Here is a 19980-nt window from a genome sequence, read left to right on the forward strand (position 1 = left end):
CGCTGTGTCGCTCCCAGCAGGGGACAAGATCATGGAAAAAGTCAGCATTAATACACTCAACGGCTATGGCACGACCATTTCTGCCGTTATTCATCAACCGGCCGATTTCGATGCTAGCAAGCAGTATTCCGCCGTCGTTGTCTCTCACCCGGGGGGCGGTGTTAAGGAGCAGGCGGCGGGGCTCTACGCTAAAAAGCTGGCGGAGCACGGCCTGCTGGCCATCGCCTTCGACGCCTCCTTTCAGGGTGAAAGCACCGGGCTGCCGCGGCAACTGGAAAACCCGCACATTCGCACCGAAGACGTGAATGCGGTGGTCGACTATCTAACGACACTGCCTTATGTCGATGACGCGCGAATTGGCGCCATGGGTATCTGCGCCGGCGCGGGTTACACCGCCAACGCTGCCATCAATGATCGTCGTATTAATGCGGTGGGCACCGTCAGCGCCGTGAATATCGGCCAGATGTTCCGCAACGGCTGGGAAAACACAGTTGAGGATGCCGATGCCCTGCCTTATGTCGAGCATGGTTCCGGCGCGCGCAGCAGCGATGCCAAGAGTGATGAGTTAGCGATTCTGCCGTTGGCGCCGATGCGTGAAGAAGATGCGCCTAATGAAGAGCTGCGTGAGGCCTGGGAGTACTACCACACACCCCGTGCCCAGCACCCCAATGCGCCGGGCTTTATGACGGCTCGCAGCCTGCCGCAGATTATTACTTACGACGCCTATCACAAGGCCGAGGCCTTTCTGACCCAGCCCCTGCAGATTGTGGCGGGAACGGAAGCGGGCAGTAAGTGGATGAGTGACGACCTGCTTGCGCGTGCGGCCAGCAGCGACAAGAAAATGCATGTGATCGAAGGGGCGAACCACATGTCGCTGTACGACAAGGAGCCCTTTGTGAACGAGGCCGTGACTGTACTGGCCGAGTTCTTCCAGAGCCGTTTGTAATTATTTTCCCAGCAGCCCGGCGTCAACGCGCCGGACAGGAGATCAAGATCATGAGCACCATAAAACACGTAAGCTACCGCAATCTTGGCTGGGACAGCGCGGCCGACCTGTATCTGCCCGCCGATTTTGACGAGGGCAAAACCTATGCGGCCATCGTCAGTACCCACCCTATTGGCAGCTGCAAGGAGCAGACCTCTGGCGCCGTTTATGGACGACAGCTTGCCGATGCGGGCTATATCGTTCTGGCCTTCGACGCGAGTTTTCAGGGCGCCAGCGGCGGTGAGCCGCGCTATATGGAAGACCCGGCCATTCGCGTTTCAGACATTCGGTATGCCATCGACTACCTGGTCAGCCTGCCTTTTGTTAATGAAAACCGCATCGGCGCAATCGGTGTCTGCGGTGGCGGCGCTTACACCGTGAGTGCCGCTACCACCGATCATCGAATCAAGGCACTGACGTCCATCACTGGGGTGAATTTCGGCCGCCTGATGCGCGAGGGCTTCAGTGAATTCGATCCTGTTGGCGCGCTGAATGCCATGGCTGAGCAGCGCACTGCCGAAGCCAAAGGGGCGCAACGCCATGTGATTAATTATCTGCCCGATTCTGTTGAGGCGGGCAAACAGGCCGGCGTGAGCGATATCGATGTGCTGGAAGCGACGGACTACTACAAATCCGAGCGCGGCCAACAGGCGAACGGCGCGACCAGCGGCTTGTTCTCTTTCAACAGCGCCGCCATGAGCTGGGATGCCTTCGCCCATGCAGAAACGTTGCTTACTCAGCCACTGCTGGTGGTGATTGGCGACAAACCCGGCGGCTTTGGCGCCTACCGTGACGGCAGGGAAATTTATGGGCGTGCGGCGTCAAAAGCCAAGCAGATTTTTGTTGCCGAGGGGTGGTCACACTACGACCTGTATGATCTGGAAGAGCCGGTCGCTCTGGCGATGGCGCAGGTCCTGCCTTTCTTTAAACAGCACCTGCAAGCAGAGGAGCGACTCAGATGAAACAGCACGCCACTGGGCAGATTGCCCAGCGGCGTATCTCAGGCAGCATCCACCGCGACGGATCCCAGGTAGCGCTTGCGTCGGGCCGGTTTCATTTTTTCAATATCCACCAACACCAGACCGTCGATACAGTCGGCAAAATCTGGGTCGATATTGAAGTCGGCAAAGCTAACACCACCGTCATCACACAGCTCGGTGTACTGCTTGTACAGGGTCGGAACAGCGCAACCCAAGGCGGCCATCTTTTCTTTCAACTCGGCAAATTCGGCGGTGTAATCTTCACCGGCAAAGTGATGTGCTGCGCCCTCAATGCGATAGGGCATTTTGGCGCTGGCCCAGTTGCTGGTTGACGAAAAATGGCTGCGATAAAAGGCCACCAACAAATCCTTTGCCGCTCTGGGCATCTTGTCGCTGACACTTACCGGGCCAAACAGGTAGCGCACTTCCGGGTACCGGTGCAGGTAGCGGCCTAGACCTTGCCAGAGGTAATCCAGGGCATTGCGACCCCAGTAGCGCGGCTGCACAAAACTGCGGCCCAGCTCGGCGCCCTGCTCAAAAACCTCTTCGGCTTCCAGTACCTTGTAGTCAAACAAGGTGCTGCTGTAGAGGCTCTCATTGGCCTCCAGTGTGGCAACCCGCTTCAGACGATAGGCACCCACCAGTTCCAGCTGGTTTTCATCCCAGAGCACAATATGGTCGTAATAGGCGTCGAAGGCATCCACATCCCGGCGGTGGCCTGTGCCCTCGCCCACGGCGCGGAAGCTGATCTCTCTCAGACGACCAATCTCGCGCATGATGGTGCAGTCACCGCTGTACTGGTAACAGTAGATTTCCATGCCGTCGCGGGTCGATCCCAGGTGATCGCAGGCGCGAATCGCCCGCCGCAATTCCTGCCGGTCTTCAGGGTGAGCAACGGGTTGCGCCACTGGCATAAAGCAGGGTTCGCCCCGGCGCTTGCGGCTGCCCAATTTGTAAATATGCTTTTTGAACAGGCGCACTTTCGCCGGCGCGGTGAGCGGCAGGTTGCGATGAACCTCCGCTTCAATGGCAGGCCCGATGCTGACCCGCACGGTGCGATTGTTCTGTTTGAACATTTCCCGAATCAACCACAGGGTCGACAGGGGCTTGGCCAAAAGGGACAGCGCGTAAAAGAACACCGAGTTGCGGGCATTGATGTGTACCGGCAATACCGGCGCCGCGGTTTTCTCGGAAAATTTGATAAAGCCATTGCGCCAGCGGCCGTCGCGCACCCCTTGCGGACCAAAGCGAGACACCTCACCCGCGGGGAAGATAATCACCGCACCTTCGCCTTCGAGGTGCTGGTGAATCGCGTTGATGTTCTCCCGACGATTGCGCTTGCCGCTCATATTATCAACCGGCAATAACAGGCTGCGCAGAGGTTTTAGGGCATACAACAGCTCGTTGGCAACCACTTTCACGTCGCCCCGTACCTCGGATACCAGCTTCAACAGCGCCAGGCCGTCGAGACTGCCGATGGGGTGATTTGAGATGATCACCAGGCGGCCACTGACCGGAATACGTTCTTTATCCAGCGCGCTAACGGCGTAGCTGAAATCAAAATACTCCAGCGCCTTGTCGACAAAATCCAGGCCCTGCAGATAGGGGTAGTCGCGCTCAAACTGCTTGAACTCGGCCTCGTGGAACAAATACTTGAGCAGTGCGCTCACGGTTTTTCTTATTCTTGGACTGCCCTGGGCAATGCGGGGAAGCCGCTCATTAATCACCGAATCAACTGAAATCACTGTGGCATTACCTGTAAAAAGAAACGTTAACTGGCCCGGCGCATGGGCAGCACATCAGCCCGGGCGGGTTTACCCTGGGAATCGAGGCTGGCGAGCTGAACCCGCTTTTCCGTCCACTGCACCAGCTCCAAATTGCCATCGTGACCCTCGGCCATGGCAGTGCAGTTCTCGATCCAGTCGCCATCGTTGCAGTACAGCAGCCCGTCAATATGCTTGAGTGCCGGCTGGTGAATGTGCCCGCAAATCACCCCGTCGAGGCCGCGGCGGGCAGCTTCTTCAACGGCAGCCTTTTCGAACACTTCAATAACCTGGCGGGCGTTGGGAATTCGTTGCTTGATGTAGGTCGCCAGCGACCAGTAGTGCTTACCAAACCGGCGGCGCAGGAAATTGGCCCAGCGGTTGAGGAACAACAGCAGGTCGTAGGCGTAATCGCCGATCAGATCTTCCCATTTGCTCAGGCGGATATGCTCGTCGAGGCAGTCGCCGTGAAACATCAGCAGACGCTTACCCGAAACCGTGGTGTAAACCGCTTCCCGTTTGATTTCGATGGGGCCAAAAATCTGGCCAACGTAATCGCGGAAGGGTTCGTCGTGATTGCCGGGAATGTAAACCACCCGCGTACCCGCGTTGGCCATGCGGAACAGGGTGCGCAGCACTTCGTAGTGACTTGGCGGCCAGAACAGGGTGCGCTTGAGAGACCACAGATCGACCACGTCGCCCACCAGATAGATGGTTTCGCATTCAACATTGGCCAGGAAATCAAGCAGGTAATCGGCGCGGCAATCCTTGAACCCAAGGTGGATATCGGAAAGCCAAAGGGTCTTGTACTTAAGCCTTGCGGTCACGTCATGCATCCTCTCTATGCATTTGACGCAAGACTACTGCGCAAAGATGACAGCAGTGGGGCTTTTCCGGGACAGTTTTATGACAGCGTAAGATCGCTGTCATCGACGGGCGTTGGCGCTCAGCGAAAACGAAAAGGGGCGGAATCGCCCTTAAGAGAAGACGATAATTTGAATTATGTCATTGCGCGCAGTTATTTGGCTACGCACTCCGGAAAATAGAGGTTCAGGACGTCGGTGAGTTTCTGCTCGTCGAGAGGCTTGCTGGAAAAGCCCTTGATCGTATCCCAACTATCGGCCTTTTCCTTGTCACTTGGATTCAAGGAGGTGGTGAGCATGACCACCACTGCGCCGGCCTTCTGCTCCTCCGGCAACAACTGGTAGGCGTCGAGAAACTCCCAGCCGTTCATTTTTGGCATATTAATATCGAGAAAAATGAGGTCAGGCTGGCGATACCCCCCTTCCACCCTTTCGGTGAGGTAGTCCAGAGCTTCAACGCCATTACCCACTTCGTCGACCTGCTTGGCAAAGCCGTAGTTATCTATCAGCAGGCGATGAACGAAATTGGTCGCTTTGCAATCGTCGACCAAAAGTACCAAATCAAGCTTTTTCACGGACAAACTCCTTTAGCGTGAAGAATACGGTGGTCCCCTCATTTAAGGTGGATTCAATCCATATTCTGCCGCCATGCATTTCAACAATTTTCTTACAGTGGGCCAAGCCAATTCCTGCCCCTTCAATTTGATCCCGGGTATGCAGACGCTGAAAAATCAGAAACACCCGCTGCAAGTACTGCTGTTCAATCCCGATCCCATTGTCAGCGATGGAAATAAGATAACCCTCCTCGCCGGGGTGCACGCTCACATCGACTACCGGAGCAACATCGGGTCGCTGGAACTTGATCGCATTGCTGATCAAATTTTGCAGCAGCATGCGCAGTTCCATCTTCAATCCATAAATCGTGGGGAGACCTTCACTATAGACCGTTGCACCAGATGCCCTGATTTTGTGATGAAGATCCTGGCACACCAGTTCAAACTCTTCCTGTAAATTCACCTCTTCGGGAACCACTTCCTTGCCGAGGCGACTGTAATCCAGCAGCCCCTTGACCAAGTCTGACATTCGCGCTGACGACTCGTCGATAAAACCAAGAAAGGTCTTACCTTGGGAGTCCAACGCGTCGCTGTAGTACTGGCGAAAAAGATCGACAAAACTGCGCACCGTGCGCAGGGGCTCCTGCAAATCGTGGGAGGCGATATAGGCGAACTGGGTCAATTCATCATTGGCCTGGGTCAATTTTTCGTTCTGGGCAATCAACTGCCGTTCCGCCTGCTTACGCTCTTCAATTTCACGCAATTCACTCGCTCGCCGCTCGCGCAGGGCCGCTGAAAACCCCGCAAAACCCCTTGCCAGCTCACCCACTTCGCCGGGTGCATTCAGGGGCAGATTTTCCTCTGGCAGGTCCAGATGTCTGGAACGCAGCTCATCGGTGATTTTGGCAATGGGTCTGGCCAGATGACGGGCCAGCGCCGCGCTGATCACCCCCGCCACCAGCAAGATGGCCGCCAGGTACAACAGCAAGCGGTTCCGCAATTCCTTGTAAGGCAGCAGTATGGTGCTATCCGCTTCGGAGACATACACCGTTAATTGGTTTCGTTCCGGGTCGGGGCCATACACCACCCGCCGGGCATGAAAGTGGTAATCCGTCCCCTCCCAGCCAAGCACGTTTTGGATCTCCTCCATAGCCCGATTCTCAAACATCGGCGCCATTGGCGGAATCTGGTCGACGATATTGTCGCGCTCACCAAACTCGAAGCGGAATTCATGCTCCGGGCTGGGATGGACGAGGTATTCGCCCCAGTGGTTGGCGATGATCAGGTAGCGCGCGTCCAGATCCAACCTTTTCATGGCAGCAAAGGTCGCATTCAGGTTGTGATTTTTGATCAACACACCGAACAGCTCACCCTCGTCAGTCCGGATCGGAGTCAAGGCCCGAATCGTTGCGTCAAAGGGCTTAACTATTTCACCATGTTCCCGGTTCAAGTCGATATCAGAAAGATAGACCTCCCCTTCGGCCATGGTCTTGGCCACCAAAAAATAGGAGCGCGCGGACTTGTTCTGCAACTCGGCCTTGGGCACCACGCGCACACTCCCACCGGGGCCATACCGATCCACCCGGATCAGTTCAGCACCATTGGCATCGAGCAAGCGCAACTGGGAACTGAGGGGGTTGGTTTTCAGCATCTCGACAAAAATATGGGTCAGCCGCCCCAGCCAGGCATCAAGGCTCGACGCATCGTCACGGTCAAAACCCTGGTTTTTTACCGCTCGCATCATGCCGTCAATGGGCGGTGTGCGCGCTAAAAACCGGACATCTCCCTGCAACTCCTCCATTGAGTTCTGAAAGTACTGCATCTGCAGCGCTGAACTGGCAGCGAGCTCCGTCGCCGTGTTCTGCAGCAGCTGTTGGCGGTTGTTGGCCAGCGTCAGGTAGAGCAGCAACGCATTACTGAACACCAATAAGCCGATGACGGGCACGACGAGCCGGATCGTGATCCCGGCACGCCAATGAAAAGATGTCTTTGGCTTGGAGGGCATGCGCAGTCAACAACCTTAGATTCTGCATCAAAGTGTAGAGAGGCTTGGCGCCAGGGCCCATAGGTAATAGCACGAATGCAGGAGGTTATGCTGCGGGCTATTCGCCGCTTTTTGCCTTTATTTCTGGCTTGCGGATCAACTGCAGCATACTCTGTTGCACATCGGGGCCCAAAAGCGCCACCCAGCGCTGAGCCAGGTCACCCAAGCGTGGATCAAGTTCCAGGTACTGTCCAGCCTCAGACTCCATAACGCGCAGCAGTCGTTGGCGAATCAGGGTGTCCAGGTAGCCCCGAAACAGATTTTTATCAAAATACTCGGGTGCCTCGCGGCCGCTGACAATCGCCAGGCGCTGGGCCATTTCGATGATGTGCCGTTCAATTTCCGCCCGGGCTGCACCCTGACTGCGAATATCTTCCACCAAAAACAGACTGCTGACGGTGTAGCGCTCAAAGGTTTCCCGCAAAATGCGGCCCAGTCCGGTCAGCACCGCATAGGCCTCACTACCGACTCGGGCTCGGGTCAGCGCGCCGTCGGGGGTATCGAACAGCAGACCGATCTCCACCAGGTTGTCGATGTGATCGGCTATTGCCCCTGCCACCTGATCTTCAGGAATGTTGATAAACAGCTCCTGCTTCAAAAAGGGATAGAGCATGGCGCAGGAATCAATTAGCTCGCGGCGGTCAATCTGATAGCTGTGGCGGAAAAAACGGGCGATCAGGCTGGGCAGGGCCAGCACATGCATCACACTGTTGCGGTAGTAGGTCAGCATCACCGCCTCATTACCGGTGGCGGTAATGATCGGCCCCCAGGGGTGAGCGATCTCCGACAAGCCAGCCGTGCGGGCGGCCTGGTCAAAAATTTCCTCGGCGCTGCCCTCGGGCAAAATCACATCATGGCTGTAGGGCAGGCGCCGCAGGAGCACAATAAAATGATCAATCTGGCTCAGTAACTCGTCCTTGGCCATGGCCCGCTGGGGGCTGGCCAGCAGGATCATCGCCACCAGGCCAATGGCATTGACCACCGCGGCCGCATTAATGCGCTCCATGTTTTGCTGGGCGATGCCGTCGACCACCTCGCTGAGAAAGGCGCTGTCGCCGCCCTGGGCCCGGCGCCGCCACTGGGGCGCTACCTGAGTGAGGGATTCATCCAGGCTGATCGGCTCACCAAATGAAACGTGCGGGCTACCGTAGGACGATTTAAAGATTTTGCGGGCCTTGAGCAGGCCGCCAGCCGATTCATTCTTTTTGGCCGCACCGCGCAACTCCTTGGCGTAAGAGGTGCCCTCCACCAATTTATCGTAGGCCACATAGACCGGCACAATCGCCACCTTGCGCGCCGGCTGCTGCAGATAGCTCTCCAGCACCATGCGCAGCATGCCTTTTTTTGGTGGGAGCAGGCGCCCGGTGCGTGAACGGCCACCCTCGGGAAAGAACTCTACCGGGTAGCCCCGCCCCAGTAAGACATCCAGGTAGGCCTTGAAAACGGCGGAGTACAGCCGTTGGCCGCCAAAGCTGCGGCGGATATAAAAGGCGCCGCCCCGGCGCAGCAGCCCGCCTACCGGCCAAAAATTCAAATTCACCCCCGCCGCGATATGGGGAGGCACCAGACCCTCCATATAGAGGGAGTAGGAAATCAACAGGTAGTCCAGATGACTGCGGTGAGAGGGCATGTACACAATCTGACGATCATTGGCGACCCGGCGCAGGCGGTCGACATGGTGAACCCGGATGCCACTGAACAGTTTGCGAAACACCCAGGCCAGTATGAGTTCCAGCACCCGCAATAAGCGAGAGTCGAAATTGGCCGCCACCTCTTCAGCCATTTTGCGCGCGGATTTCTCCGCCTTGGCGGCATCGCTGCCGCTGGCGATCTCGCCGGCAATGGCGTCGCGCACGGCGGGCCGACGCAGCACCACATTGATAATCTGCTGACGGGATAGCAGGCTCGGCCCAAGGGTGGCGGTTTTTTTGCGGCTGAAATAAAAGGACAACGTTCGGGCCAACAGCGCCACGGCCCGCTCCGGGGATTCGCTGCGAGCGAACAGTTTGTCAAAGGCCACCGGCTCGGCGAAATGCAGAATCACACTCTTGCGTTGGGCAATAATCACCAGCAGCTTGCGCAGCACCCCACCCCGATTGCCATCGCCCAGTAGCAACCGCCAAAAGGACGTCTCACTGCCGGGGTCCCGCCCCCAGAAAATCGACACCGGCACCATCTGCAGGGGGTAGTCGTCGTCTTCTGCGATGCCGCGATTGAGAAAATTATCAATCAACTGCTGGCGGCGCTCGCTACCCAGGTCGCCATTGAGCAAGGGAAAATACAGGCAGGCTGCCCGCTCGGCATCGGGCAGTTTTCCCGGCCGGGCCCGCAACATGGGCAGGTCCTGCTTGCGCAACACCTTTTCGAGCAGAAACCGATCCGTCCAGCTATGCTGGCGCAGCACATAGCACACCGGCTTACCCGCCAGGGTTTCACTCAGTTGATCATCAAGCTGCACCAGGCTCGGTCTGACCAAGCCCACCACTGGTGACGCAATCATGCGGCAAAACAGAAAATACAGGCGGGTAAACCAGGTCATTATTGTGCACATCCATTGGTGACGGGCGGATTGGTAAGCGCGTGGTGGCCGGCGAATTATCAATATGCCCCGAGCGAATGGGAGTAGCCACCTTCTCGCCGCGAATTTTACCCGTTATCGGCGGGCAGGTCGCGTCCGGCACGTTTATGATCCTCTGCAGGCAACCCTGTCTCCGCTGCCTGGAGCCCATCGCGATACAGCCCGGGCCGGGTTTGCGTACAATGGCGCAACATATTCATCAGGTGGCCCACATGACCCCAATCGCCTTCGACAACAGCTACGCCAAACTGTCGGATCGTTTTTATTCGCCCCTATCGCCCGCCCAAGTCCCGGCCCCGGCCTGGATTGCCTGTAACACTGAGCTGGCAAAAGACGTGGGGATCGACCCACAGTGGTTGGCCAGCGATGCGGGGCTGGCCATGGCGGCCGGCAACCAACTGCCCGCCGGCGCCGAGCCCATCGCCACCGTTTATGCCGGTCATCAATTCGGCTCTTATAACCCCCAGCTGGGTGACGGCCGCGCAGTGCTGTTGGGCGAGGTTATCCGCCCCGATGGCCAGCGAGTCGATGTGCAGCTCAAAGGCGCCGGACGCACCCCCTACTCCCGTGGCGGCGACGGCAAATCGCCCCTGGGGCCAGTACTGCGGGAATACCTGCTGAGCGAGGCCATGTATGCCCTGGGTGTGCCCACCACCCGGGCCCTGGCAGCGGTGAGCACCGGTGAGCCAGTCTACCGGGAACAGGCCCTGCCCGGTGCCATTTTGACCCGGGTGGCCAAGAGTCACCTGCGCATTGGCACCTTCCAGTTTTTTGCTGCCCGGCAAGACCATGAGGCCCTGAGCCAACTGGTCGACTACACCATCAATCGCCACTACCCGGCCGCCACCCAGGCAGCCATTCCGGCGCTGGCGCTGTTTGAGTCGGTAGTTGCCGCCCAGGCAGAACTGATTGCCCAGTGGCAAAGCCTCGGCTTTATCCACGGGGTGATGAATACCGACAACATGCTCCTCAGCGGTGAGACCATCGACTATGGCCCCTGCGCCTTTATGGAGGCCTATCACCCCGGCAAGGTGTTCAGCTCCATCGACAGCCACGGCCGCTACGCCTTTGGCAATCAACCAGCCATCGGTCAGTGGAATCTCGCCCAGCTGGCCCAGGCATTGCTGCCACTGCTCGACGAAGACCCCAATATGGCGGTGGAGATGGCCCAGCAAGCGCTGAACGAATACCCGGATAAATTCTTTGCCGCCTACCATCAGCGCATGGCCGCCAAGCTGGGCATCAGCCAATGGCAAGCGGGGGACGAACAGCTCTACCAGGATTTTCTCGACCTGCTGGCCGAGCACCAATGTGACTTTACTCTGGCCTTCCGGCGACTGTTCCAGTTGGCCCACCCGGAGTATGAAGCGCCCCTCAGCGATTTGTTTGCATTTCCCGAAGCGTTTACACCTTGGCTGAGCCGCTGGCAGGGCCGCAGGGATGGCCAGCCCGACACGGACGAATCAGTGCGCCGCGCCATGCTGCAGGCCAATCCCCTGTTTATTCCCCGTAATCACCGGGTGGAGCAGGCCATTCACGCCGCTACCTGGGAGAACAACCTGGCCCCCTTCCAACAATTGCTCGCCGTGGTCACCCAACCCTTTGACGCGCGCACCGAGTGGCTGGCCTACGCCGCCCCCGCCAGCCCCGACGAGGCCGTGCAGAGAACGTTCTGCGGGACCTAAGCCGCACCGCAGCACGGCACACAGGGACAAATGACAAACCTTTAACCCCATCGCCGGCCCCAGTCGACTATTATCTGATCATCGCCCGCGCCGACCCGCGCGAGTCAATAATAAGAAATGGGGTATTCATGGATATGCGGTCCAATTTCATTGTCCTGTTGGCGCTAATTGCCGTGCCACTGATCGTCGTACCACTTAATGCCGGCGCCGCCGAGCCCGGCTGTGACAGCAAATTGTGCAATGTCGACAAGGGCAATCAGTTCGTCATTGCACCTTACCTGTGGCTGCCGGGTATCAAGGGAGAAGCCGAACTGGCCGGCACCCAGGCCGCCTTCGACTACAGCGCCGAGCAGCTCATCGGCGGGCTCAACGCCGGCGCCATGGGTTACCTGCAGTGGCATCATGGCGAGGATTTTTTCTATCTCGAAGGGCTGGGCTTTGAATATGAGGATCGGGTCGAGGCTGTGCAGAACAAGCTGCTCAATGCCCGGGTCGGCATGGTTGAGCTGGGTTACGGGCGGCACTACTGCCTTGGCCCGGCACCGAACTGCAAGATCCAACTGAGCCCTTATATCGGCCTTCGTCGCACCATTCTCGATATCACCGTGCAGCTCAACGAAGGGGGTGTAGAGGCCCTGTTACTGTTGGCAATGGGCATCCCCGATCAGATTACCGCCACTGAGCGCTGGCTGGACCCGGCCGTGGGCTTGGTCACCGAAATTTCCCTGTCGGACAACTGGCAGATTATCACCAAGGTGGATGCCGCGGGTTTGGGCATCGGCTACAACCAATACTGGAACGGCATCGCCGTGCTGCACTACCGCCTGAGTGATCGCTGGACCGTGGCCGCCGGGTATCGGGAGTCGGATTTTGATGCCGAGCCGGGGGGGCGCAACGAGGTTGAACTGAAGCTCCGAGGCAAGGGTCCTCTCGCCGGGATCAGCTATACCTTTTGAGCAGAAACGGGGTTTGAGCAAAGACAGGGTTTGAGCAAAGAAGGGGGTGCCCGGGCCGGACACCCCAACCGCGATTACAGACGCAGCTGCAGGCGGACAAAAAGACCATCCTCAAATTCGAATTTACCGCCTTCGTCGGCATCGAATTCATATTCGGCATAACCAATTTGCAGGGCCGAATTCTGGAAAATTGCAAACTCGGCACTCATCGACCACTCCTGGTAGCCGTCCACATCGCCAAAAGCGGTGGCATCGGGACCATAGTACAGGCCTGCCCGCAGATTAACAATCTCGTTGAGGGGGAAGCTCAGGTCGCCACCGAAGGCCACCGCACCGCCATCAAGATCGGTATCTCCGCCATCCAGACCGATGGCCTTTACCCCAACACGACCACTTAGGGTGCCGCGCTGGCCGTTGGCAAACAGCCCCAGAGCGGCCATATCTGCGCCATCCTCGTGGTGCAGCCAGTCAAACTGGGCACTGGTGTCCGAATTCAGATCGCCCGCCACCGACACGCCGAAGGTGTCCTCACCAAACTGAAATGCCACTCCGCCCGCGCTCGCGGTGCCACTTACACCCAACAGCGCCACTGCAGCCAACATACGAAAATTCATTGTCGAAATTCTCCTTGTGGATCAACGATTGCCCTGCCGTCATCGACCGGCAGGCTCAAAATTTGCTGGCTACCTTACACTGCCATCCCTGCGTTGTCTTGTAGAGAAGCCTTGTAGAGAAGCTTTGCAGAGCAGCCCCGTAGGGCAGTCTGGTCGTGCTTCATTGTATCGCCATCCTGGAGAACCAGCCTCGCTGCGCCACCCTAATTGCGCAAGGCCAACAGCAGCTGATGAATAAAGCCCAATTTCTCTGTCACCTTGGGCGATAACACAAAGGGGTAGAGGTCGGGCTGCCCCATGCTGCGGTTGAGACTGTTGACGGCAAAGGTCAGCGGCAACGCCCGGGCAAGAATGTCCTCCAGGCTGGTGTGGCAGTAGGGATCAATATCCGCGCGCATGGCCATTTCCGGCGCGCTCTCAGGCTGCATTGACAGACCGAAGGCCTGGGCGGTTTCCAGGGTATCGATCAGATGGAAATAGTGGGCCCAACATTCCGCCCAATCCTCCAACGGATGGCTGCTGGCATAGGCGCTGACAAAGTGCTGCTGCCAGTCCGGCGGCGGCCCCTGCTCATAGTGGCGCTGCAGTGCCTGGGCGTAATCCTGGCGATCGTCGCCAAACACCTGCCGGAAGCTCGCCAGGCAGGCGGGCTCGGGCTGAACCAGTTTCTCCCAGTAGTAATGCCCCACCTCATGACGAAAGTGACCGATCAGGGTCCGGTAACTCTCCTCCATATTCTGCCGCTGCAGCTCGCGCTCGGCGGGGTCGGCCTCCTCGGTGGTAATGGTCACTTGCCCGGCGGCATGGCCGGTGCTGGCCACCGCGCCGGGGGGCAGGGGCGCATCGCTGGAAATAAAATCGAAACGCAGATCAGACTCCCAGGGCAACTGCAGGCGCTTCAGGCTATACACCAAGCGATGTTTGGCAAATTCGAGGCGCCGCCAGGCATCGGCCTGATCGGGCACACTCAGGTCAGGTATATGGCGATTGAGCTCACAGCACTCACACAGCGTCGCCTCCTCACTTGCGGGAAGCAGCCAGTTACAAACCCCGTTTTGAAAGTTAGCGCAATAACGCCAATGCCCCTCGTCCAGTGCCGCCAGTGCCCGGTAACCCTCGGGCTCGCTGTCGAGGGCCGTCAGTTCGCCCACATGGGGCAGATAGCCCAACGCCGCACCGCAGCGTTGGCAGCGGGTATTTTCAAACAACAGGGTTTGGCCGCAGTTTTGGCAAAGAAAAATACGCATCAGAAGCGCCCCTGCACGGTGCTAAGGTCAGTCGCCACACTCACCACCATCGGTTCAGACCTATTCACTTCAAGCGCCAGCGATCAGCTGCACAGACAGCGCGCCCTTCCCGCTGCAGTTTCAGCACATGGGCCAGCAGCGACAAGCGCGCCACTGGCCAAATACTGGCGGGCACGTCCTCATAGGCTACCGGCAAGAGCGTATCCAGATCGGCCTCGCCCACCGAAATCATGGCAGCCACCACTTTGTCTTCTCGCCCCTGACGATGGGCGAGCAGCGTCTCAATCTCGTCCCTTGGGCGGTCGATCAAGTGGCCGTGACCCGGTGCCAGCGCGGCCAGCGGGTAGTCGAGGAGCAATCGCAGGGAGTGGCAGTAATCGGCCATATCCCCCGATGGCGGAATAATCACCACCGTCGAGCCCTGCATAATGTGATCGCCGGTAAACAATACCCCGCTGGGATGGTGCAACAGACAGTAATGATTGCCGACATGCCCCGGCGTGTGGATCGCCTCCAGCACCTCGCCGTCGACATCAATTTGCATGCCGTGACTCAGGGAAACATCGGCCTTAAAACTCGCATCCTGATAGCCGTCATCATCAATATCACAGCCCACCACCGGCACCCCGTGGCGCTTTGCCAGGGCCGCCGCCCCCGGGGAGTGGTCGGTGTGGGTATGGGTCACCACAATGCGCTCAAGCTGCCCGCCCAGTTTGGCAATGCCGGCGTCGATGGCATCGAGGTGCTCGGGCATATCCGGTCCGGGATCAAGCAAGGTGATGTTGCGCTGGCCAATCAGGTAGGTGTTGGTCCCTTCCCCGGTCAATACACTGGGGTTGGGCGCCAAAATTCGGTGCACCCCGGGGCGCAGCGGCGCAAGTTCGCCAGCGATCAGCTCGGTCATGGTTGTGGTCGCTCTTGTTGAAGGTTAAGTGGCACTCGGTAAGCAAAAAATTACCTGCATTGATGCCAGATGGTACTGGGCCGCGCTCTTTAGGGCACAGATTTTCCAGAAAAATCCCTGTCGCTGGTCAGGTAACTTGGCCGGGGAGCGCAAATTGCGGTAACCGCCACAGAGTAAGGGGAGCGATACCGCACTAAAACAGGAAAATAAACCGGATCAGGACGCGGGACACCCCTTCATCGCATCGGTCAATTTTTTGGCTGCCGGATTCACCGGTAGAAATGATTCAACCCGGTAGCGCTGAGAGCGTCCCTTAAACTCCCGACCGCTGAAGCTAGTCGATGTATGGGCAAACACCGCAGGCTGGGCGCCATCCTCGGCAGCCACTTCCACCCACAAACAGCCCGCCAGACTGCGAGGGCTCAGATCCCCCCGCAGCACTTCACGCAAACCCGGCATTTGCGCCAACTCCCACTCCAAGCGTTCAAGGTGGGGGTGAATACTGCCGTCCTTCTGGTGGCGCAGAATCCACAGCAGAAACTGGACAATTTCCTGCCAATTCAGAATGTGCTGGCGCAGACCACTGGGCGAAGCCAGGGTGAGCAGAACATTGTCCTTCCCCTGAAACTGTACCGGCACAACATTGAAGCGCTCGCAGAGGCTGGCAACCACCTTGTTGGCCAGAATCACGTTGGTAGAGCCGTCCATAATCATGGCGGGCATGGGTTCGTAAAAGGCCAGGGAGTAGCTGAGCTGCCAGGCATCGCCAACCTCGTCCCGTTCGCCGTTGAGTTTGCTCTGCAGCGGCGGCGAATAACCGGCCAGGCTAATCAGCAGTTCCGCCTGCACCGGCGCCAATTGCAGGCTGCTGATGAGGCGTTCCAATACCTCCCGGGAAGCGGAGCTTTTATTGCATTCAATAAAGCTCAGGTGACGGGCAGAAATCCCTGCCTCTTCGGCCAGTGCGACCTGTGAAACCCGGCGCTGACGACGCCACTGCCGAATCAATGCGCCCAGCACACCTTGCTTTGGCCTTGCTCCCATATCACCTACCTGAACTGTCCGTTATTTTTCGCGACCCCGCCAGCCGCAGTGACTCAGTTTGAGCACTAACGATTTGCCGGTGGGCCTTAACACAACTGTAGTATACGGGGCATTTTCCAGCTTTGGGCTAACAATTGTCCTGGGCCTTGCTGCAGGCGGTGGAATGGCCCTGTTGCATCCGCCAATACAAACGCGCCCCCAGCAACATTGCGGCGCTGCTCAATCCGGCCAGCAAACCCAGCCAGAAGCCGCTGGGCCCCATCGGTGCCACCACCCAGTCCGTCATCGCCAAGGCATAGCCTGTGGGTAATCCCACCCCCCAGTAGGCAATCAGGGTAAGCACCATCGGCACCGCGGTATCCTCAAAACCACGCAAGCAACCATTGGCGGTGACCTGAAGGGCATCGGAAATCTGGTACAGGGCAGCAAATAAAAGCAGATAGGAAGCGAGCTCAATGACCTCGACATTGTCGGTGTAAATATGCGGTATCTGATGGCGAAACAGGACCAATAGCAAACCCGATACCACACCAATTACCAGGGTAATTTTTAGCGCCACCTCTACCGCAAGGCTCACCTCTCCCGGTCGCTCGGTGCCACGGGCACGACCCACCCGGGCGGTGGCCGCCAGGGCAAAACTCAGCGGCAGCATAAACACCAGTGAGGTGAAATTGAGACTGAGCTGGTGGCCAGCCACCACCTCTGCCCCCTCCTGACTGATCAGCAGGGCGATCACCGCGAAAATGCTGACCTCGAAGAAAATCGCCAGTCCCACCGGCAGCCCCAGCTTGAATAAGTACCACAGCTGATCGGGTTCCCAATGCACCGGTGTCGGCTTGAGGGGCACTTCCTTATAGGCTTTGTGAGTGGCGATGTAGATCACCATCAGCAGGGCCATCAGCCACATCACCACCGAGGTTGCCCAGCCGCAGCCCACACCACCCAGGGCGGGAAAACCGAGCTTGCCGTAAATGAGGACGTAATTGACGGGAATGTTCACCAGCAAGCCGATCACGCTGATCCATAACACCGGTCGGGTGTGGGCCATTGCCTCGGTGTAGCTTCGCAGTGCCAACACCAGCGCGATGGCAGGCATCCCCCAACTCAGGCCATCGAGATAGGCCTTGACCATGGGCTGCAGGGAGGGCTCCACATCCATCCAGGACAACAGCAGCCCGGTATTGCGCAGGATCAGAAAAGCCGCCACCCCCACAAATGTGGCCAGAATCACGGTTTGATGCACCAGCGGATTCACCCGCTCGTCCCGGCCCGCGCCCAGGTGGCGAGACAACACCGAGGTGGCGCTCATCAGCACGCCGGTCATAAACAGGAACACCGGCACCCAGATACTGGCACCGACCGCTACCGCAGCCAGATCCAGCGCAGATACCCGGCCGGCCATTACGGTGTCAACGAAACCGTTGCCAGACTGGGCCAGTTGGCCGCCGAAGATCGGCAGCGCGATACGCAGCTGGATATTGAGCTCTTGGCGGGTTTGGGGTGACATGCCGATCTCGACTGAAAAAGCGGCGACACTCTAGCCCAGCCAGCGGGCTACCGCAACGCTGGGGGGGGGGGGAACGCTGGATGGGAGACGCAGAAAGCAGATGCGACGAGGCTTGGTGGTCTGTCGAGGCTGTTTTTTGGTCGAACGTCCGACGTCAGACGCAAAAGCACCGCGTGGAAACCTGCGCGATTTAAGTGGTTAGCGTCCACCTCCCGTTGATTGGGAACATCGCTTTTTGCCGTCGCCCCGGCTTCCGAGCCCAACAATGTAAGGAAATATTTTATGTCGTCTTGCTCGCGAACGCGCACTGCTGTCCGGAATACTTCCACCCTTGTCATGCCGGCCCCCGAGCCGGCATCCATAAACCCAGCGACGTTAGCAACATACTGGGTACCCGCGTTCGCGGGTAAGACAATATTTCAGGCTTTCGTAAATCCCGTCTCGCCCCCGACCGATTCTGTTTCCGCCCACGATTTAAAGTGCTCGCAAGAAGTGCGGTTGGAAAGACGCAGAACGCAGAACGCAGAACGCAGAACGCAGAACGCAGAACGCAGAACGCAGAACGCAGAACGCAGAACGCAGAACGCAGAACGCAGAACGCAGAACGCAGAACGCAGAACGCAGAACGCAGAACGCAGAACGCAGAACGCAGAACGCAGAACGCAGAACGCAGAACGCAGAACGCAGAACGCAGAACGCAGAACGCAGAACGCAGAACGCAGAACGCAGAACGCAGAACGCAGAACGCAGAACGCAGAACGCAGAACGCAGAACGCAGATTAGTGTTGCTGCATGGCTGGCAGTGTCAAGCTTTTGCGTCTCCCGTCTAGCGCCCCAGACACAAAAAAGGGAGCCAATCAGGCTCCCTCCACTATTGCGCTACTGACTACACCAGCTCGTCAATCGGTACCACTGGATCAACATCGGCGTCGTAATCCACGCCTTCAACTTCGAATCCGAACAAGCGCAGGAACTCGCGCTTATAGCCGGCGAAGTCCGTCAGCTCGTGGATGTTGTCTGACTCGACTTTCTCCCAGGCTTCGCTCACCGCGGCCTGAATTTCCGGCCGCATCTCCAGGCTGTCGGCGCGCAGGCGGCCTTCCTGATCGCGGATCGGGGAGCTGCCATACAGGCTGTTGCGGAACAGGCCATCCACCTGCTCGATACAGCCCTCATGGCTGCCATCGGCCTTCATCACTTTGAACAGTAATGACAGGTACAAGGGCATAATGGGAATCGCCGAGCTGGCCTGAGTCACGACCGCTTTCAGCACTGATACCCGGGCATCACCACCCTTGGCCGCCAGACGCTCGCGAATATCCAGCACGCGCTTGTCCAGGTCTTTCTTGGCCGCGCCGATGGTGCCGTGCCAGTAAATATCCCAGGTAATGCGATCGCCGAGGTAGGTGTAGGCGGTCGTCTTGGCGCCATCGGCCAGCACACCCGCCTCGTCCAGGGCTTCTATCCACATTTGCCAGTCTTCGCCGCCCATCACTGCCACCGTGTTGGCGATTTCATCGTCATTGGCCGCGGTCAGGGTGACCGACTCAATCACTTCCTTATCGGTATTGATACCGCGCTGGGTCACATCCTTGCCGATGGGCTTGAGGGTGGACATGTGCACTTCACCGGTTTTGGGGTGCTGACGACGCGGCGCCGCCAGGCTGTAGACAACCAGGTCTACCTGACCCAAATCCGCTTTGATCTGGGCGATGGTCTTTTCTTTGATCTCATCAGAGAAGGCGTCGCCATTGATGCTTTTCGCGTAGAGCCCTTCCTGCTTGGCAAACTTGTGAAACGCGGCAGAGTTGTACCAGCCAGCGGTACCCGGCTTTTTCTCGGAGCCTTCTTTCTCGAAGAAAATACCCAGGGTGGCCGCACCGGCGCCAAAGGCGGCAGAAATGCGCGAGGCCAGGCCGTAGCCCGTCGACGAGCCAATCACCAAGACCCGCTTGGGGCCGTCGGCAATCGCTCCCTTGGCCTTCACGTAGTCGATCTGTTGTTTGACATTGGCCTCACAACCCACGGGATGGGTGGTTACGCACATGAAACCGCGTACTCGGGGCTTGATGATCATAGGGTCTCTCTGCTCTCAATTTGTCAAAGTGGAATTTTTAGTGCCCGGCATTATACCCAGCCCTAGGCGGAGCCACTAATACTCGCCGTCAACATAGCGTATTTACCCCTATTCTATCCGCCGGGCTTTTCCGGCTTACTGAGACTACTGCACGCAACTGGCAAAAATGCGCGCGGAAG

The 19980-nt window shown here is 58.1% G+C and carries 15 protein-coding genes; 4 read left to right on the forward strand and 11 right to left on the reverse strand.

Annotated features, from left to right (window positions below; genetic code table 11):
- Positions 1-31: 31 nt before the first annotated feature.
- Positions 32-946: an alpha/beta hydrolase gene (locus tag NCG89_RS03505; RefSeq protein WP_251088389.1), complete on the forward strand. Its 915-nt coding sequence runs from the start codon at positions 32-34 to the stop codon at positions 944-946.
- Positions 947-996: 50 nt separating this feature from the next.
- Positions 997-1947: an alpha/beta hydrolase gene (locus NCG89_RS03510; protein ID WP_251088390.1), complete on the forward strand. Its 951-nt coding sequence runs from the start codon at positions 997-999 to the stop codon at positions 1945-1947.
- Between the two features lie 38 nt (positions 1948-1985).
- Here NCG89_RS03510 and olsF read toward each other — a convergent pair whose 3' ends face one another.
- The 5 genes from olsF to plsB all read right to left on the reverse strand — a co-directional run bounded on the left by olsF (position 1986) and on the right by plsB (position 9728).
- On the reverse strand, positions 1986-3710 hold the full coding sequence (gene olsF, locus NCG89_RS03515; RefSeq protein WP_251088391.1) for a bifunctional ornithine lipid synthase OlsF: 1725 nt from the start codon (positions 3708-3710) through the stop codon (positions 1986-1988).
- Between the two features lie 26 nt (positions 3711-3736).
- Complete coding sequence (locus NCG89_RS03520; RefSeq protein ID WP_251088392.1) at positions 3737-4555, reverse strand: UDP-2,3-diacylglucosamine diphosphatase; 819 nt, start codon at positions 4553-4555, stop codon at positions 3737-3739.
- A 191-nt stretch (positions 4556-4746) separates the two neighbouring features.
- Positions 4747-5166, reverse strand: a complete 420-nt coding sequence (locus tag NCG89_RS03525) for a response regulator (RefSeq protein WP_251088393.1) — start codon at positions 5164-5166, stop codon at positions 4747-4749.
- Positions 5153-7090 carry an ATP-binding protein gene (locus NCG89_RS03530; RefSeq protein WP_251088394.1) on the reverse strand — a complete coding sequence of 646 codons (1938 nt, stop codon included), beginning with the start codon at positions 7088-7090 and terminating at the stop codon, positions 5153-5155. The genes NCG89_RS03525 and NCG89_RS03530 overlap by 14 nt, the downstream gene beginning before the upstream one ends.
- 157 nt (positions 7091-7247) lie before the next feature.
- Positions 7248-9728 (reverse strand): glycerol-3-phosphate 1-O-acyltransferase PlsB, encoded by a 2481-nt coding sequence (gene plsB / locus NCG89_RS03535; RefSeq protein WP_251088395.1) that lies wholly within the window; start codon positions 9726-9728, stop codon positions 7248-7250.
- A 251-nt stretch (positions 9729-9979) separates the two neighbouring features.
- Here plsB and NCG89_RS03540 point away from each other — a divergent pair, with 251 nt between their 5' ends.
- Positions 9980-11452, forward strand: coding sequence for a protein adenylyltransferase SelO (locus NCG89_RS03540; protein ID WP_251088396.1), 1473 nt, complete (start codon positions 9980-9982; stop codon positions 11450-11452).
- A gap of 128 nt (positions 11453-11580) precedes the next feature.
- Positions 11581-12408 (forward strand): hypothetical protein, encoded by an 828-nt coding sequence (locus NCG89_RS03545; RefSeq protein WP_251088397.1) that lies wholly within the window; start codon positions 11581-11583, stop codon positions 12406-12408.
- A 74-nt stretch (positions 12409-12482) separates the two neighbouring features.
- On the opposite strand, the gene NCG89_RS03550 is transcribed toward NCG89_RS03545, so the two are convergent.
- The 6 genes from NCG89_RS03550 to fabV all read right to left on the reverse strand — a co-directional run bounded on the left by NCG89_RS03550 (position 12483) and on the right by fabV (position 19801).
- Positions 12483-13022: a YfaZ family outer membrane protein gene (locus NCG89_RS03550; RefSeq protein WP_251088398.1), complete on the reverse strand. Its 540-nt coding sequence runs from the start codon at positions 13020-13022 to the stop codon at positions 12483-12485.
- A 203-nt stretch (positions 13023-13225) separates the two neighbouring features.
- Positions 13226-14269: a zinc-binding metallopeptidase family protein gene (locus NCG89_RS03555; protein ID WP_251088399.1), complete on the reverse strand. Its 1044-nt coding sequence runs from the start codon at positions 14267-14269 to the stop codon at positions 13226-13228.
- A 64-nt stretch (positions 14270-14333) separates the two neighbouring features.
- On the reverse strand, positions 14334-15173 hold the full coding sequence (locus tag NCG89_RS03560) for an MBL fold metallo-hydrolase (RefSeq protein ID WP_251088400.1): 840 nt from the start codon (positions 15171-15173) through the stop codon (positions 14334-14336).
- 216 nt (positions 15174-15389) lie between these two features.
- Positions 15390-16217, reverse strand: coding sequence for a helix-turn-helix domain-containing protein (locus tag NCG89_RS03565; protein WP_251088401.1), 828 nt, complete (start codon positions 16215-16217; stop codon positions 15390-15392).
- Between the two features lie 127 nt (positions 16218-16344).
- Positions 16345-17724: an MATE family efflux transporter gene (locus tag NCG89_RS03570; protein ID WP_251088402.1), complete on the reverse strand. Its 1380-nt coding sequence runs from the start codon at positions 17722-17724 to the stop codon at positions 16345-16347.
- Between the two features lie 886 nt (positions 17725-18610).
- Positions 18611-19801, reverse strand: a complete 1191-nt coding sequence (gene fabV / locus NCG89_RS03575) for an enoyl-ACP reductase FabV (RefSeq protein ID WP_251088403.1) — start codon at positions 19799-19801, stop codon at positions 18611-18613.
- Between the last annotated feature and the right edge of the window lie 179 nt (positions 19802-19980).

Origin of the sequence: Spongiibacter taiwanensis (genome assembly GCF_023702635.1) — a bacterium.
GTDB classification, from domain to species: Bacteria; Pseudomonadota; Gammaproteobacteria; order Pseudomonadales; family Spongiibacteraceae; genus Spongiibacter; species Spongiibacter taiwanensis.

Excerpts from the sequence above, each read along its gene's own strand:
- plsB (WP_251088395.1), bottom strand. The coding sequence starts at position 9,728 with ATGACCTGGTTTACCCGCCTGTATTTTCTGTTTTGCCGCATGATTGCG.
- NCG89_RS03540 (WP_251088396.1), top strand. The coding sequence starts at position 9,980 with ATGACCCCAATCGCCTTCGACAACAGCTACGCCAAACTGTCGGATCGT.
- NCG89_RS03505 (WP_251088389.1), top strand. The coding sequence starts at position 32 with ATGGAAAAAGTCAGCATTAATACACTCAACGGCTATGGCACGACCATT.
- fabV (WP_251088403.1), bottom strand. The coding sequence starts at position 19,801 with ATGATCATCAAGCCCCGAGTACGCGGTTTCATGTGCGTAACCACCCAT.
- NCG89_RS03555 (WP_251088399.1), bottom strand. The coding sequence starts at position 14,269 with ATGCGTATTTTTCTTTGCCAAAACTGCGGCCAAACCCTGTTGTTTGAA.
- NCG89_RS03510 (WP_251088390.1), top strand. The coding sequence starts at position 997 with ATGAGCACCATAAAACACGTAAGCTACCGCAATCTTGGCTGGGACAGC.
- NCG89_RS03570 (WP_251088402.1), bottom strand. The coding sequence starts at position 17,724 with ATGTCACCCCAAACCCGCCAAGAGCTCAATATCCAGCTGCGTATCGCG.
- NCG89_RS03565 (WP_251088401.1), bottom strand. The coding sequence starts at position 16,217 with ATGGGAGCAAGGCCAAAGCAAGGTGTGCTGGGCGCATTGATTCGGCAG.
- NCG89_RS03550 (WP_251088398.1), bottom strand. The coding sequence starts at position 13,022 with ATGAATTTTCGTATGTTGGCTGCAGTGGCGCTGTTGGGTGTAAGTGGC.
- NCG89_RS03545 (WP_251088397.1), top strand. The coding sequence starts at position 11,581 with ATGGATATGCGGTCCAATTTCATTGTCCTGTTGGCGCTAATTGCCGTG.
- NCG89_RS03560 (WP_251088400.1), bottom strand. The coding sequence starts at position 15,173 with ATGACCGAGCTGATCGCTGGCGAACTTGCGCCGCTGCGCCCCGGGGTG.